Genomic DNA, 14,234 nt, shown 5'->3' on the forward strand with positions numbered 1-14,234 from the left:
TTGAAGGCTATTTTTTCGCCGGCGCCTGGTCGGCCGGGGCCAGCTGGCCGCTGGCGGTTTGGGTCGAGGTAGCGCTGGCGCCAGCCGGAGCCGAATTCATTTGCTCTTTCACGGTGCCTTTTTTGAGGGCTGCGGCCGAGCCGGTGCCCGTGGCGGGCGGTACGCGCTGCTGGTTGTTGATGCTGTCGCGGTCCACGTCCGATTTGTGCCAGCCGGGGGCGTTGGTGAAACCGTGTTTGAATTGCGGGTTTTGGCCGGGGCTCCAGCGGTAATCGCAGGACGAGAGCGAGGCCGCCAGGGCGGTGCCCAGCAACAGGGCCAGGACGGGACGAGTGGAAAGCTTCATGAAGTAGTACTTGGGATTGGTGGTGCAAAGTACGTTGATTTCGGGCGGAAGGCCAACGCAATACCGGCGGCGGCCCTACTTTCGGGTAATCCTGCACGTTTTCCGCTGTCCATGTCCGATTTCGACCCCAAGCCGCCCTCCCGCTTCCGCCGCGCCCTGGGGGCCGTGGGGCGCGCCGCCCTGCTGCCCGTGCGCGGGGCCAGCTACGTGGTGCGGGCCGGCCAGGCGCATCAGCATTTTTTCCTGCCCGTGCTCAACGGCGCCCTTGGCGACCAGCTGGCGGCCCGCTTCGACCCGCGCGCCATTCGGATGAGTTTCCGGCGCGGCGGGCAGGATGTGGCCGTAGCCGACCTGCGCCTCACCGAGCCGCACCAGAAAACCGTGGTGTACGTGCACGGCCTGATGGGCGACGAGCTCATCTGGCAAACCGGCTTTCAGGACGCGCCCGGCAGCCGGCGCTACGGCCCGCGCCTGGCCGAGGAAACCCGCAGCCGCGCCCTCTACCTGCGCTTCAACTCCGGCCTGCACCTCTCCGAAAACGGCCGCGAGCTCAACCGCCTCCTCACCGAGCTGGTCGAAACCTACCCCGACGCCATTGGCGAGCTCGTGCTGGTGGGCCACAGCATGGGCGGGCTCATCATTCGCTCGGCCGGGTATTACGGTCAGTTAGAAGTTAAGAGTGAAGAGTTAAGAGTTGAGACGGAGGACACAGCAGTTGCTCCTGGCCAAAATCAACTCTTAACTCCTAACTCTCAACTCTTAACTGAACCAACTCCCTGGCTGGCGCACCTGCGCTCCATTTTCCTCATCGGCACGCCCAACGACGGCTCGTGGCTGGAACAGAATTCACACTTCACAGCCCGGCTGCTGGAGCGCATCAACCTGTTTCCCACGCGCTTTCTGAGCAAGGCCCTCAACCAGCGCAGCAACGGCATCAAGGATTTGCGCTATTCCATTCTGGTTGATGAAGATTGGCAGGATGCCCACGCCAACGACTTCACCCCGCCGCGCACCCCCGTACCGCCACTGCCCGGCGTGCAGTATCACATTCTGATGGGCTCGTGGCTGCGGGCTACGCGGCCCTCGGCCCTGCGCGAGTATTTTGGCGATGGGCTGGTGAGCCACAGCAGCGCCCGGGGCCACGCCACCTTCGGCGATGAGGCCGCCCTGCCCGCCGGGGCCAGCGTGCGCACGGCCGTATTCAGCCAGCAGCACCACGGCGGCCTGCTCACGCATCCGGAAGTGTTTCAGTACCTGAAGCAGTGGGCCTGAAACGCGGCTTCTTCAAATGCCAAAAGCCGTATCCCTCCCGAATACGGCTTTTTCACAGGCAAATCCAAGAGATAATCAGGTAGTTGTGCCGGTGGTGGTACCCGATGTGGTCCCACTGGTTGTACCGGTGGTAGTGGTACCCGACGTAGTACCGCTGGTCGTGGTGCCGCTGGTTGTTGTTCCAGTAGTAGTCGTGCCCGTGGTTGTGGTGCCGGTGGTTGTGCCGGAGGTGGTCCCGTCCGTTGTGGTAGTCCCTGAGGTTGAACCTGAAGTCGTACCAGAGGTCGTACCCGAAGTGGTGCCGGCATTTTCTGACGTGGTGCAGGCACTGAATAAGCTAAGCGACGAGCACAGCAGCGCGCCGGTCAGTACCGAAATCCATTTGCTTTTCATAGGGGTAAGGAAAAGTGAAAGAATGAGAATTGCCGGAGGCCTTCTTCTATACGGGAGTTGGCAACGCGATTTATTCGGATTTTTATCCGGATAAATACTTATTCACCAAGTACTTTGGAGTCATTTTGCGCAAGCGGCAGCTCCGGTTCGCACTCGCATAGTATCTCACGCACCGGCTTTGCCACTTTATAATCAGGCAGCGAAACCTCCTTCATGTACACAATGGAAAGGTGCTTAAGCGGCACGTGCGCCGGGTTCTCGTGCCAGATGCGCAACAGGTAGTTGCAGTAGTAGGGCCGCATCCAGGCATTGCTCACGAAGAGGTAATTTTCGGAGTATTTGCGCCACCGGTCGTTTTTGAACAACGACACCACCGCAGCCGGCTTGGTGTGGACGATGGGCGCACCGGCCCGGTTCAGGTCGAGGTGGCGGTCATCGGCGGTGGTGGCGTCGAAGATGTACCACCCGTCATCCTTGAACACCACGGGCGCAAACATGCCCCAGTGCTGGTCGACCCGAAAGAGCAGCCCGAACCAGCGCGCCGGGGCGGCCATCAGGCTGCCGGTGGGGCGCAGCACGGCCACGTCGTCGAGGTTCCACCAGCACACGTAGGCCAGCGTCACCGCCACGAAGGTTTCACGCACGCGCCGCGCCAGCCGCCGGCTACCGGCCGAGGGCTCGCGGGTGCGCTCCAGGCGCAGGCGCCACGGCAGCGGCCAGGCCGGCAGACGCGGGCGCCAGCCGGCGGCCCGCGCCGCGTGCGGCGCCACTCGGGCCGTGAGCCAGTCCAGCACTCCCGGCGGCAGCAGCCCCAGCAGCGAAGCCATGTTTATGATAAAAAACAAGCCCACGTACAGCGTGACGCTGATACCGAGGTGAAAGCCGAACAGTACCCCCACCACCAGCATGCGCCACCACTTCACCCCCACCGGCAAAAACAGCGCAAACGGCAGCAGCAGCTCCGTATAATAGGTGGCGAAGGTGAGGGCGCGCAGCAGGTCGGGGTGCGGGTAGAGCAGCCGCCCGCCGGGCAGCAGCAGCTGGTCGAGGCTGAGAGCGTAGTAGAGCGCGGTGCCGGTGGTAGTCCATTCGGGGCCGTTTTTGAGCAGGGCCGTGCACCAGTAGAGCAGCGCGATTTGCACGATGTAGGCCACCGTGGCCGCGCTGAAGTAGTCGAGCCGCGCCGGAGCCGGCCGGTTGCGGGCATCCCAGCTCCACACCCGGCCCCAGGGCAGGAACATGCCCCAGAACAGCAGCATTCGCAGCAAGTCATCGCCCCCCTGCCCGATGAGCGGGTTGCGGTTTTGTACCGATACCAGCAGCACCCACGAAGCCACCGTGGCCAGCCGCGTGTGGTAGCCCAGCAGCAGCGCCCCCGCCAGCCCCGCCGCCAGCAGAAACAGCCCTGCCTGCGCCTGCCACAACCCACTGGCCGCGTGCAGCGAAAACTGGTAGGCCGACCACACATGGTCGTGCAGCGCGGCCAGCGGCAGCACGCCCATGTTAGCGTAGTGTGCCTCCAGGTCGGTGCTGCGAATGGCTAAATCCAGCAATACCACGGCGGCCGTGGCCATCCGCAGCAGCGCCAGCGCCCGCAAATCGAGCACGAACGGCCGGCGCAGCACGCCCCAGAAACCAGTATAGCCTTTCTCCATAAACGAAAATCCGGCAATTGCCGGCCCCAAAAAAGAACAAGGCGAAAAGGCAGTCACGCATGACCCGCCTTTTCGCCTTGCGAAATAACCCGTCCGGGGGTTCACCACATACGTTTACTACCCAGCTGCTGGTTATTGTCCGCCGGTGGTACCTCTGCCCGTGGTGGAGCCGGTAGTACTGGTAGTTCCACCACCCGTCGCCCCGCTGCCGCTCGTCGAACCGGCCGTCGAGCCGCCCCCGGATGAGCTGCCGTTGGTAGTGGTGCCGCTGTTGGAGTTGCTGCTGCTGCCCGTGGTGCCGCCCGTTACCCCGCCCGCATTCGAATTCATGCCCGCGCCCGAGCCATCGGCGGTGCCGCTGGTGGTGCCGGTGCCCATGCTGCCCGTACTGGCCGAGTCAGTGCTCGTGCTCGATTCTGTACTCGTGCTGGTTTCGGTGGTCGATTTTTTGCTTTGGCAGGCGCCCAGCAGGGCCGTGCCCATAATAAGCGCCGCGAATGAACGGCTAATGGTTTTGGTGAACATAGGAGCTAAAGAGATGATTTAGCCAAGTATACGGGTCGGCTTAAACCAGTAACCAGCGAATAAACCCGTATTTCAAATTGGGTAAATACGGATAAATGCCCGCGCATTCGCCGGCCGCTGGCCATTTCCCGGGGCCAACCCCGCACTCCGTGGTGCGTTAGCCATTCATCCACCGCCCAGATTAACCGCGCTCCACTTCATGCCCAACCCAACTCCCGATACCATCCTGTTCGACGGCGTGTGCAACCTCTGCAACGGCTTCGTGCAGTTCGTCATTCGCCACGACCCGGCAGGTCGCTTCCGCTTCGCCGCGCTGCAAAGCGAGGCGGGGCGGGCCTTGCTGCTGGCCCACGGCCTCGCGCCGGCCGCCGTCGCGGCCGAGCCCGAATCGGTGCTGCTGCTCAGCGGCGGGCGGCTGTACTCGCATTCGGCCGCCGTGCTGCGCATTGCCGAGGGGCTGGGCGGCGGGTGGCGGCTGGCGGCGCTGGGCCGGGTACTGCCCGCCGCCTGGCGCGATGCGATTTATCGTTTCGTGGCCCGCAACCGCTACCGCTGGTTTGGCCGGCAGGAAAGCTGTATGCTGCCGACTCCGGGCCTGAAAGCGCGGTTTTTGTAAGGCATCGGCCGAACGCAGTACGCATAGGCATGGCTTAGCACCATTGGCCTAATTTGACTTTTTTCAACAAATTAATATTATATATAAAATATATAATTTGCATTAATGAGCACATAGAAAAACACTGGCTGATACCAGGTCTTGGGCGTAGCACTGAGGGTTAAAAGGCTCCCTTGTGGTGCAGCCACAGAATCACTTCGCCTGCTGACTTGTATTTTGCGCCACCTTGCCCGCTCATTTGGCGGGGCGAAATGCAATAGTGGTTTTTGCACTGCGCAATTATTGCATAATATCCAATTATGCTTGACTTATATGGATTTCAGATACGGTAAGGTTTCGTTTGCGCTGGTTGCTTCGCTATTGCTGGGTGCCCGGGTGGGCAGCGCCCAAACCCCAGCCCCGCTCTGGCAGCCTGCCCCGGCCCCAGCCGCCCGCAACGGCAATGCCGCACCGAAAACGGCCGGCAGCTGGTTCACCCTCGATGCCACGCAGCTGGCCGCTCGCCTGGCCAGCGCGCCCCTCGAAACCAAGCCTGCCGCCGCCGTAACCCTCGAACTGCCTTACCCCGATGGCACGCTGCACCGCTTCGCCCTCACCCAAGTGCCGGTGATGGCCCCGGCGCTGGCGGCCCGCTATCCGCAGATTCAGACTTATGCCGGGCACGGGCTGGACGAGCCTACCGCCTCGGTACGCCTCGAAACCTCGCCCGCCGGCCTGCACGCCCAGGTGCTAGCCCCCACCAGCGCCCTCAGTATTGAAGCTGACCCCGGCACTGCCAACCGCTACCAAAGCCACCCCGACGCGCTGCCCGAATTTGCCTGCCAGGCCTTGAAAGTACCCGGCCGGGCGCGGCGGCCCACCGGGGGCACGCCGCCCGTACCACCGCCCCCCTACGGCAGCCAGCTCCGCGTGCTGCGCCTGGCCCTGGCCGCCACCGGCGAGTACACTCAGCAGCTGGGCGGCAACAGCGTAGCCACCACCCTGGCCAGCATGGTTACGCTGGTGAATTCGCTGAACGCGGTGTATGAGCGCGACCTGGCCGTGCGCCTGCAATTGGTAGGCAACACCGACCAGCTGATTTTTACCGATGCCGCTACTGACCCCTATGACAACAGCGACGTGGTGGGGTTGGCAAACGGCAACCAGGCCGTGGTGGACAACGCCATCGGCTCGGGCAGCTACGACCTGGGGCATGTGCTGGGCTACCTCGCCGGCGGCTACTCGGGCATTGCCTACATGGATGTGACGTGTTATGACCCATACAAGGCCAGCGGGGCTTCCACGGGCAGCACGGCGGCGCTGATGGCCACGGTGGCGACACACGAAATAGGCCACCAGCTTGGCTCGGAACATACGTTCAATGGCGACCAAGGCAATTGTGGCGGCGGCAACCGCAGCCCCACCCTGGCCTTTGAGCCGGGCGCGGGCAACACCATCATGTCGTACGACTCGCGCTGCGCCCCCGACAACGTAGGGCCGGGCATCAACTACTTCCACGCCGGTAGCCTGAGCGCCATCGTGCCCAGCCTGGCCTGCGGCAGCTTTATAGCCACTGGCAACCAGCCGCCCAGCGTGAGCGTGCCCGCCAGCGACACCTACACCATTCCGCTGGGCACTCCTTTCACCCTCACGGGCAGCGGCACCGACCCCAACGGCGACGCCCTTACCTACTCCTGGGAAGAACTGGACCTCGGCAATGCCAGCGGCCTGGCCGGCGCGGCAACCGATGCCTCCGGCCCGCCGCTGTTTCGCAGTTTTGCGCCCGTGGCCAGCCCGTCCCGTACGTTTCCGAACCTGACTTCGCTGCTGGCCAACACCGCTTCGCTGGGCGAAATATTGCCCCAGGTGGCCCGTACGCTTAATTTCCGCCTCACGGCGCGCGACAACCACAGCGGCGTGGCAGGGGGCAACGTGACCCTGGCTGTGGCCTCAGCCGGCCCCTTTGCCGTGACGGCCCCCAGCGCCGCCTTCTCGGCCACGGGCGGCAGTTCCTATACCCTGACCTGGAGTGTGCTGGGCACCGACCAGGCACCGGTGAATTGCGCCAACGTGCAGTTGCTTTTCTCCACCGATGGGGGCCTGACTTTCCCCACCGTACTACTGGCCAGCACCCCCAACGATGGCACCCAATCCGTGCAGCTCCCCGATGTGAGTACCACCAAGGGCCGCTTCAAAATCCAGGCTCTGAACAACGTATTTTTCGCCGTTAACAATGCTAACATCACCCTGACGGGCACGCTGCCCGTGGAGCTGACGGCCTTCACGGCCGAAGCCCGCGGCACCGCGGCACATCTGGACTGGCACACGGCTTCGGAGAAAAACAACGCCGGCTTTGCCGTAGAAGTCTCTACCGATGGCAAGACATTCCGCCGCCTGGGCTGGGTGCCGGGCCAAGGCAGCAGCAGCATGCCCCGGAGCTATCAGTTCGATGATGCAGGGCTGGCCTCCTACCCCGCCCCCACGGTGTACTACCGCCTCCGCCAGCTGGACAACAACGGCCCCGAAAGCCTGTCACCGGTGCGGGCGGTGGCCGTGACCAGCGGCACGGCAGCCCGGCTCCGGGTGTGGCCCAATCCGACGGCGGGCACGGTCACGGTGGCGGGCCTTGCCGCCGGCCAGCCGGTGCAGGTGCTCGACCTGACCGGCCGGGTGCGGCTCACGGCTACTCAGGCCGGCAGCGGCGCGCTGCAGCTGGGGCTGGCGGGCCTAGCCCCTGGTCTGTACGTGGTGCGCGGCAACGGCACCGCCGTACGCCTGATAGTGAAGTAGCTGGCGTAAGGTGAGTTATCGAGGCTTTTTGGAACCGAGCACGCGGCGGCATTCGGCTTCGTACACGCGGCGGCCCAAGTCGCGCAGGAAGGGGAAGCCGATGGTGTCGTACTCGTACTTGTCGTCGTTCAGCACGCCGTCGGCATTGGTGTAGACGACGGCGCTGAGCAGGAATTCGACGCCGTGGGCCTCGTCCTGCACGTAGGCGTTGTCGATGAGAAAGCCGTAGGACTGGCCGATTTTATTGAACACCCGCACGCCGGGCGGCAGCGCCGCTTGGCCGCCCCCGCCCAGCAGGTACTTCACGTAGGTATCCGGGAATTGAGCCGGGGCGTAGCGCGGGTGGATGCTTTCGCGCGGCAGCTGCGCCATGGCTGCGCGCAACCGGGCGTAATCATCGGGCGCGAGGTGCAGTCGGCGGGCAGCGGGCACAGTTTCGGGAAATAAAACGGTGCGGAGCAGCCGCTGCTGGTCGGGCAGCGCGAAGGCATTTTTCTGGCTGAAATCCAGCGGGCCGGCAATTTTCTGGTCGCCTTTGATATAGGCCTGGCCGATGGCTTCACCGCGCAGCCCCAGCCGGGGCCACGGCCCGGCATAGTAGCCGGCCGGCTGGGCATAGAGCAGCTGCGTGGCGGCCGTATCAGCAAAGAAGCGCACGGGGTTGGTGTGGCGGCTGCCGGGCTCCTGGTCGCCGATGGCCAGCCGGTTCACGAGGCGGGTGTGGTGCAGGCCCAAGCGGGCCAGCTCGCGGTTCAGCTCCTCGGGGCCAACGAACTCATACAGCCGATTGAAGGCGTCGTTATCGCTCACCAACAATATTTTGCGCACGTAGTTGCCCACGGTAGGCCGGCCGCCGGCCGCGCTGGTGTCGCGCCGCACCCGCGTCTGGCCCGCGAAGGCGGAGTCCGTCAGCATGGGCACGTCGGGGCTCAGGCCGGGGTGTGTGGCGCTCAGGGCGCGCAGCTTCTGCAGGGCCAGGGCCACGCCAGCCAGCTTCACGGTGCTGGCTGGGTAGAAGTATTCGCGGGGCCGCACGTGGTAGCGATAGGTGCGAAAATGCGGCTGCCCCGCCGCGTCGCGCCGGATGCGGGTATAGATGATTTGCAGGCGGTAGTAGTCCGGCCGGGCCAGCACGCGGGCCAGGCCCACGGTATCGTGGCGCAGGACCTGGCGCAGGGCATTGGGGCCAAACTGAGCCTCGGCGGGCCGGCTCAGCCCAGCCAGCGCAACCAGCAGCGCCCAGGAAAACACGTTTCTTCGCATCAGAAATGGACTTGAGGCGCTTTTCGAAGCCAACTCTCGTCAATCGTCGCGCCCAGGCCGGGGCCGGTGGGCATCTCAATCACGCCGCCCGGCCGGTAGCGGAACCCGCCCACCACGGGGTCCTCCGTAAACATGAGCGGGGTGTCGAAATCGCAGTGGTGAATGGCGGGGTTGCTCAGGGCGAGGTGAGCGGCGGCCGTCATGCCAAGGCGCGATTCGAGGAAGCCGCCCACTTGCAGCGTGAGGCCAGCGGCCTGGCCCAGCTTCGCAATCTTTTGGGCGCGATGAAAGCCGGAAGACTTGCCCAGCTTGATATTGAGCATCTGGCAGGCTTGCAGCTGGATGAGGCGGGCCGCGTCGTGCTCGTCGCCGCAGCTTTCGTCGGCCATGATGGGGATGGGCGAGGCGGCCCGCACCCGGCTCAGCTCCATGAAGTGCTGGCGCAGGATGGGCTCCTCGCAGTGCTCGATGTTGAATTCGCCCAGCGCCTGCAGCACGGCAATGGCGTTATCGGCCGTGCCCCAGCCCTGGTTGGCATCCACGCGCAGCGGGTGGGTGGGGCCGATGCCCGCGCGAATGGCGCGGATACGGGCCACGTCTTCCGCCAAACTTCCGCCCAATTTCACCTTGATGGCCGGGAAGCCTTCGCGCTGAAACTGCTCGGCATCGGCCCGCATTTTCTCGGCCGGGCCGAGGCTCACGGTCATGTCCGTCGTCAGCACTTTGTCGTTTTTCCCGCCCAGAAACTCGTACAGCGGCAGGCCGGCGTGCTGGGCGGCGATGTCGTGCAGGGCAATGTCGAAGGCGCTTTTGATGCTGCTATTGCCGTAGATGATGCGGTCCAGCTCAGCCAAGTTGCCGGCCAGGTCCAGCGCGTCGCGGCCTTTCAGGGCCGGGGCGAAATACTGGCCCACGATGAAGCCAGTGTCCACGCTCTCCCCGCTGATGGTGAGGAAGGGGCTGCACTCGCCGTAGCCGACGTGGCCACCGGCGGTGCGCAGCACCACCACGATATTTTCCACCGCCAGCAGCGGTCCGAGGGAGATGACGAACGGCTCGCGCAGCGGCACCAGCAGCTTGTAGATACTGACGGCTTGGATAGTAGTACCGGGCATGAAACAGCAAGTTAGGCTACGAATAACGGCGCTTGGTCAACACAAAGTAACGCGGCGGGCCGGGGCGGTAGCCCGACAACCTGCCTGGTCTTTCTTTTGCAGAGCCGTCGGCCTCGGCATTAGTTGGCAGCGCCTGCCGCTGGCATCCTTTCAGGTCGAATAAATTCCCCCGATAATGAATGTATTTCAACGCCGCATAGCCGGCCTTTCGCTGCTGCTGGCCACCCTTAGCAGCCTCGCCTTTCTGCCGCACCCGGCCAGCCAGCTCTACGTGTCCGACTACGAAAACGTGCTGGGTACCTCTTTCGAAATGAAAGTGGCCGCCGACGCGGCCCAGCCCGCCGCCCAGGCCGAAACCGCCGCCCTGCGCGAAGTCGACCGGCTCAACAAAATCCTCAGCGGCTACGATGCCGGCAGCGAATTCAGTCGCTGGCTGCGGGCGGGGCAAAAGCCGGTGGCCGTGTCGCCGGAGCTGTATGAGGTGCTGGACTTGTTCGAACAGTGGCGGGTGAAGAGCGACGGCGCCCTCGATGCTTCGGCCGAAACCGTGAGCCAGCTCTGGCGCGAAGCTGCGAAGCAAAACCGCCAGCCCTCGGAGGCGGAAATTGCCGCCGCCGTAGCCGCTGTGCACCAGCAGCATTATGCGCTGAATGCTGAAAACCACACCGCCCAGCGCCTCAGCACCGCGCCGCTGGTGCTGAATTCCTTCGCCAAAAGCTATATCCTGAACAAGGCCGCCGGGGTGGCTTTGGCCACGCCCGGCGTGCGCGGCGTGGTGCTGAATATTGGCGGCGACATCCTGGTGCGGGGCGAGCACAGCGAGCAAATCAACGTGAGCAACCCCCGGGCCGATGCCGAAAACGACCTCCCGGTGGCGCAATTGCAGGTAAGCGACAAAACCATTGCCACCAGCGGCGACTACCGCCGCGGCGAAACCATAGCCGGCCGCTGGTACTCGCACATCATCGACCCGCGCACGGGCCGGCCGGCCAGCGAGGTTATCAGCGCCACGGTGGTGGCCGATAAGGCGACCGATGCCGGCGCGCTGGCCACCGCCCTCAACGTGCTGCCACCCGCCGAGGGCCAGGCCCTGGTGGCCGCTGTGCCGGGGGCCGAGTTTATGCTCCTCACCGCCGACGGCCAGCGGCTGGAAAGCGCTGGCTGGCCGAAACTGGAGCGCCCCGCCGCCCCGGCCCTGACGACCAAAGCGCCGGCCATCCCCACCAAAGACAAGCCCTGGGACCCGAACTACGAAGTGGCGCTCAGCCTGGAGCTGGCCACGCCGGAAGGCGGCGGGCGCGTGCATCGGCCCTTCGTGGCCGTGTGGGTGGTGGACAGCAAGAAGAAGCCCGTGCGCCAGATTGCCCTGTGGTACAACAAACCCAAGTACCTCGACGACATGCGCTACTGGTACGCCACGTACTACGAGCAGTTCGCGGCCGGCAACAACAGCATCAGCTCCACCACCAGCGCCACCCGCCCGGCGGGCAAGTACACGCTGAAGTGGGACGGCAAGGACGACCAGGGCAACCCCGTGCCCCAGGGCAGCTACACCCTGATGGTGGAAGTGGCCCGCGAGCACGGCACCCATCAACTCATGAAGCAGGCCATCGAAACCAAAAAGCCCCAGCATTTCGACCTGCCCGCCAATGCCGAAGTTGCCTCGGCCGCCGTGGACTACCGCAAGAAAACCGATGGCCAATAGCCCTACCGGGTACGCCCCCAAGCCCTTCGTGCCCACTGCCACCGGCGGGGGCCGCGCCACCCGCAGCCCGGCCGGCAAGCCCAAGTCGTCGGAGCTAAAGAAGCGCACGGCCTCGTGGTCGCGCTGGCTGCACGTGTACCTTTCGATGCTGAGCTTCTTGGTGGTGCTGTTCTTCGCCGTCACCGGCCTCACCCTGAACCACGCCGACTGGTTCGACGGGCAGCCGAGGGAAACCAAGCGCACCGGCACCTTGCCCGTCGCCTGGGTGAACGTGCCCGATACCGCCCGCATCAACAAGCTGGCCATTGTGGAGCGGCTGCGCAGCCAATACGCCCTGCGCGGGGCCGTGAGCGACTTCGAGATACAAGACGACCAGTGCTCCGTCTCCTTCAAAGGCCCGGGCTACAGCGCCGACGCCTTCATCAACCGCCAGGATGGCACCTTCGAGCTCACCGAGCTGCGGCAGGGCCTGGTGGCCGTGCTCAACGACCTGCACAAGGGCCGCGACAGCGGCCCGGGCTGGAGCTGGGTCATCGACCTCTCGGCCGGTTTCCTCACCCTGGTGTCGCTCAGCGGCCTGGTGATGCTGTTTTTCCTGAAGAACAAGCGGGTGCGCGGCCTGCTGGTGGCTGTGGTGGGCGGGGCGCTGTGCTACCTGGCCTACGCGCTGCTGGTGCCGTAGGTCAGCGGGGCATCTCCCACCAGGTCCCCCCGCGCCAGCACGCAAAAAGCCCGGCCAGCACGGCCGGGCTTTGCAAGCAGGGGTACGCAGGTGCCAGCACAGCTTAGGCCCAGTGGCCCGAACCGCCGCCGACGCCCGTGACCGTCGAAACCGCGCCGGCCTGGAAGGTGCCCAGCGTCTTGCTGTTGCCGTCGAAGAAAACTACGCTCACGTACACGTTCGTGGCCGTCACCTGGAAGCTCACCGTATCTCGATACAGCCGGTTGATATCGTCGGTGTAAACGGTGCCGAAATAAGCGCCGCCCCCCGGCGTGAAGACGCCGCCGCCATTGCTGTTGAAGCTTTTGCCGCCGACACCGGTCACGTTCACCTGCACCTTGACGTAGAATACCATGCTGGCAATGTTGCCATTGGCCGCGTAGCCGGTGGCATTGGCCGTGGCCATGAGCGCATCGGTGGCCGACTGCAGCTGCTCGGCGGGCAGCTTGCCTTCGTATTGCTGTTTGAAGTCCCGCACGAGGGTGGCGGCATCTACGGCGGGCTGTGTCTGGGTTTGCTGGTCTGAGTTCATTGGGTTAGAAATGAGTTAATAAGGATTAGAAAATGGGAGCTAGGCACCCGTGCAGCGAAAACTGAATCCCGGTATTTCAGTCCTTGCTCCGCCGTTTGCCAGTGCAAAGGAGCCACCGGGCCGGCCCTGGCGGGAAGCGTAGAATTACCCTTTTTTGCTAATGGGTAGAATTACGCTCCCCACCTTGCCGGGCCGGCGCGGGCGGGTTTTCGCCCCGCCCGTGCCCCGGTCCTGAGGCCCGCACCAGCGCATGCCACCGAACGCCGCGCTAGCGGGGCCGAACGCCCGGAAAGAGCTTACGCTGACCGTTCGTAGTGCCCCGCTGACCGTTTGTAGGGATGCGCCGGGCGTTGGGTGGGGGCCGCTGAGTGTTTGGCGGCTATCGGGAAGCGTTTGGCCGGGGCAGCGGGGGCTTTGGCGGGATACGCGGGGCATTTGGCCGGGCCGGCGGGGCGTTTGGCGGGGGGCACCGAATATTCTACTACTTTCGATTCGCCTCCGGCTGCGGTTGGGGGGAATTGTCTATCCCATAACCCCTTTTCCGTTTTTACCGATGCGCCAAACGCAACCCGTGGCCCTGTTCCACATGCCCCAAAGCGAGCTGATTAAGGTCAGTTTCGACAAACACAACTTCCTCCAACGCGATGCCGCCGAACTGGCCCCGCGCGGCGTGGATGCCGCGCGCCTCAAAGCTTTCGAAAAGCTGCGCGCGGAATTTGAAGTCCTGCCCACCGACATCGAACTGGACGGAGCCAAGCAAGAGGCCACCCTAGCCAAGGAAAAGGTGCAGGCCCGCGCCATCACGGAGCTGCAAGCCCTGATGGGCATTGTGGGCACGGTGCACGATGCGCGCTCGGCCAGCTACAAGATGTTTGGCAGCGGCGGCCTCAGCAATGGCCCCGAGGCCGAGCTGTATGTGGGCCTGCTGCGGGTGGTGCGGGTGGGCCGCGCCCACTTGGCCGAGTACGCCGCCAAGGGCCTCACCGCCGATATGCTCGACACGCTGGCTGCCTCCGCCGCCGAGTTTCTGGAGCTACTGGGCAAGCAGCAGGACGCTGAAACCGCCCGGGGCCGCGCCGCCGATGTCCGCATCGTGGCCGGCAACGCCCTCTACGAGGAGCTGATTGACCTCTGCGCCATCGGCAAGGCCCTCTACGCCACTACCGACGCCCGCAAATACGCCGACTACGTGGTGGACGACACGCCCGCCCCGCCCACCGATACGATGCCGCCCCAGGCGTAGCGGCCGGGTGGGCGGGAACGAAACAGGGCACCCCACGGGGTGCCCTGTTGTGGTTTTGGAGTTAGCCAAAGCCTCTGTT

13 protein-coding genes are annotated in these 14,234 nt (G+C 64.6%); 6 read left to right on the forward strand and 7 right to left on the reverse strand.

Features of this window, described 5'->3' with window-relative positions:
• Positions 1 to 7 precede the first annotated feature (7 nt).
• Positions 8 to 346 (reverse strand): hypothetical protein, encoded by a 339-nt coding sequence (locus ACYU7Q_RS07285; protein ID WP_460608784.1) that lies wholly within the window; start codon positions 344 to 346, stop codon positions 8 to 10.
• Positions 347 to 457: 111 nt separating this feature from the next.
• On the opposite strand from ACYU7Q_RS07285, the gene ACYU7Q_RS07290 reads away from it, so the two are divergent.
• On the forward strand, positions 458 to 1,618 hold the full coding sequence (locus ACYU7Q_RS07290) for an esterase/lipase family protein (protein WP_460608785.1): 1,161 nt from the start codon (positions 458 to 460) through the stop codon (positions 1,616 to 1,618).
• Positions 1,619 to 1,693: 75 nt separating this feature from the next.
• Here ACYU7Q_RS07290 and ACYU7Q_RS07295 read toward each other — a convergent pair whose 3' ends face one another.
• From ACYU7Q_RS07295 to ACYU7Q_RS07305, 3 genes are all read right to left on the reverse strand, one after another.
• Positions 1,694 to 2,011, reverse strand: a complete 318-nt coding sequence (locus ACYU7Q_RS07295) for a hypothetical protein (protein ID WP_460608786.1) — start codon at positions 2,009 to 2,011, stop codon at positions 1,694 to 1,696.
• A 98-nt stretch (positions 2,012 to 2,109) separates the two neighbouring features.
• On the reverse strand, positions 2,110 to 3,666 hold the full coding sequence (locus ACYU7Q_RS07300) for a hypothetical protein (protein WP_460608787.1): 1,557 nt from the start codon (positions 3,664 to 3,666) through the stop codon (positions 2,110 to 2,112).
• Between the two features lie 132 nt (positions 3,667 to 3,798).
• Positions 3,799 to 4,191, reverse strand: coding sequence for a hypothetical protein (locus ACYU7Q_RS07305; protein WP_460608788.1), 393 nt, complete (start codon positions 4,189 to 4,191; stop codon positions 3,799 to 3,801).
• 199 nt (positions 4,192 to 4,390) lie between these two features.
• Here ACYU7Q_RS07305 and ACYU7Q_RS07310 point away from each other — a divergent pair, with 199 nt between their 5' ends.
• Together ACYU7Q_RS07310 and ACYU7Q_RS07315 are read left to right on the forward strand one after the other, a co-directional pair.
• Positions 4,391 to 4,807, forward strand: a complete 417-nt coding sequence (locus tag ACYU7Q_RS07310) for a thiol-disulfide oxidoreductase DCC family protein (protein WP_460608789.1) — start codon at positions 4,391 to 4,393, stop codon at positions 4,805 to 4,807.
• 312 nt (positions 4,808 to 5,119) lie between these two features.
• Positions 5,120 to 7,576 (forward strand): reprolysin-like metallopeptidase, encoded by a 2,457-nt coding sequence (locus ACYU7Q_RS07315; RefSeq protein ID WP_460608790.1) that lies wholly within the window; start codon positions 5,120 to 5,122, stop codon positions 7,574 to 7,576.
• Between the two features lie 15 nt (positions 7,577 to 7,591).
• Here the strand turns inward: ACYU7Q_RS07315 and ACYU7Q_RS07320 are convergent, their stop codons facing one another.
• Positions 7,592 to 8,839: a serine hydrolase gene (locus tag ACYU7Q_RS07320; RefSeq protein WP_460608791.1), complete on the reverse strand. Its 1,248-nt coding sequence runs from the start codon at positions 8,837 to 8,839 to the stop codon at positions 7,592 to 7,594.
• Positions 8,839 to 9,954, reverse strand: coding sequence for a mandelate racemase/muconate lactonizing enzyme family protein (locus ACYU7Q_RS07325; RefSeq protein ID WP_460608792.1), 1,116 nt, complete (start codon positions 9,952 to 9,954; stop codon positions 8,839 to 8,841). The genes ACYU7Q_RS07320 and ACYU7Q_RS07325 overlap by 1 nt, the downstream gene beginning before the upstream one ends.
• A gap of 175 nt (positions 9,955 to 10,129) precedes the next feature.
• On the opposite strand from ACYU7Q_RS07325, the gene ACYU7Q_RS07330 reads away from it, so the two are divergent.
• Together ACYU7Q_RS07330 and ACYU7Q_RS07335 are read left to right on the forward strand one after the other, a co-directional pair.
• Positions 10,130 to 11,659 (forward strand): DUF2271 domain-containing protein, encoded by a 1,530-nt coding sequence (locus ACYU7Q_RS07330; RefSeq protein WP_460608793.1) that lies wholly within the window; start codon positions 10,130 to 10,132, stop codon positions 11,657 to 11,659.
• On the forward strand, positions 11,649 to 12,341 hold the full coding sequence (locus ACYU7Q_RS07335; RefSeq protein WP_460608794.1) for a PepSY-associated TM helix domain-containing protein: 693 nt from the start codon (positions 11,649 to 11,651) through the stop codon (positions 12,339 to 12,341). Before ACYU7Q_RS07330 ends, ACYU7Q_RS07335 begins: the two co-directional genes overlap by 11 nt.
• A gap of 103 nt (positions 12,342 to 12,444) precedes the next feature.
• On the opposite strand, the gene ACYU7Q_RS07340 is transcribed toward ACYU7Q_RS07335, so the two are convergent.
• Complete coding sequence (locus ACYU7Q_RS07340; protein ID WP_460608795.1) at positions 12,445 to 12,912, reverse strand: VapA/VapB family virulence-associated protein; 468 nt, start codon at positions 12,910 to 12,912, stop codon at positions 12,445 to 12,447.
• Positions 12,913 to 13,465: 553 nt separating this feature from the next.
• Here ACYU7Q_RS07340 and ACYU7Q_RS07345 point away from each other — a divergent pair.
• Entirely contained in the window at positions 13,466 to 14,155 is a 690-nt protein-coding gene (locus ACYU7Q_RS07345; RefSeq protein WP_460608796.1) for a hypothetical protein, read from the forward strand.
• Positions 14,156 to 14,234 lie beyond the last annotated feature (79 nt).

The organism is Hymenobacter terrigena (genome assembly GCF_054776515.1).

What these genes read in the sequence shown, in the direction of transcription:
- ACYU7Q_RS07285 (WP_460608784.1), bottom strand. Translation starts at nt 346, where the DNA reads ATGAAGCTTTCCACTCGTCCCGTCCTGGCCCTGTTGCTGGGCACCGCC.
- ACYU7Q_RS07290 (WP_460608785.1), top strand. Translation starts at nt 458, where the DNA reads ATGTCCGATTTCGACCCCAAGCCGCCCTCCCGCTTCCGCCGCGCCCTG.
- ACYU7Q_RS07295 (WP_460608786.1), bottom strand. Translation starts at nt 2,011, where the DNA reads ATGAAAAGCAAATGGATTTCGGTACTGACCGGCGCGCTGCTGTGCTCG.
- ACYU7Q_RS07300 (WP_460608787.1), bottom strand. Translation starts at nt 3,666, where the DNA reads ATGGAGAAAGGCTATACTGGTTTCTGGGGCGTGCTGCGCCGGCCGTTC.
- ACYU7Q_RS07305 (WP_460608788.1), bottom strand. Translation starts at nt 4,191, where the DNA reads ATGTTCACCAAAACCATTAGCCGTTCATTCGCGGCGCTTATTATGGGC.
- ACYU7Q_RS07310 (WP_460608789.1), top strand. Translation starts at nt 4,391, where the DNA reads ATGCCCAACCCAACTCCCGATACCATCCTGTTCGACGGCGTGTGCAAC.
- ACYU7Q_RS07315 (WP_460608790.1), top strand. Translation starts at nt 5,120, where the DNA reads ATGGATTTCAGATACGGTAAGGTTTCGTTTGCGCTGGTTGCTTCGCTA.
- ACYU7Q_RS07320 (WP_460608791.1), bottom strand. Translation starts at nt 8,839, where the DNA reads ATGCGAAGAAACGTGTTTTCCTGGGCGCTGCTGGTTGCGCTGGCTGGG.
- ACYU7Q_RS07325 (WP_460608792.1), bottom strand. Translation starts at nt 9,954, where the DNA reads ATGCCCGGTACTACTATCCAAGCCGTCAGTATCTACAAGCTGCTGGTG.
- ACYU7Q_RS07330 (WP_460608793.1), top strand. Translation starts at nt 10,130, where the DNA reads ATGAATGTATTTCAACGCCGCATAGCCGGCCTTTCGCTGCTGCTGGCC.
- ACYU7Q_RS07335 (WP_460608794.1), top strand. Translation starts at nt 11,649, where the DNA reads ATGGCCAATAGCCCTACCGGGTACGCCCCCAAGCCCTTCGTGCCCACT.
- ACYU7Q_RS07340 (WP_460608795.1), bottom strand. Translation starts at nt 12,912, where the DNA reads ATGAACTCAGACCAGCAAACCCAGACACAGCCCGCCGTAGATGCCGCC.
- ACYU7Q_RS07345 (WP_460608796.1), top strand. Translation starts at nt 13,466, where the DNA reads ATGCGCCAAACGCAACCCGTGGCCCTGTTCCACATGCCCCAAAGCGAG.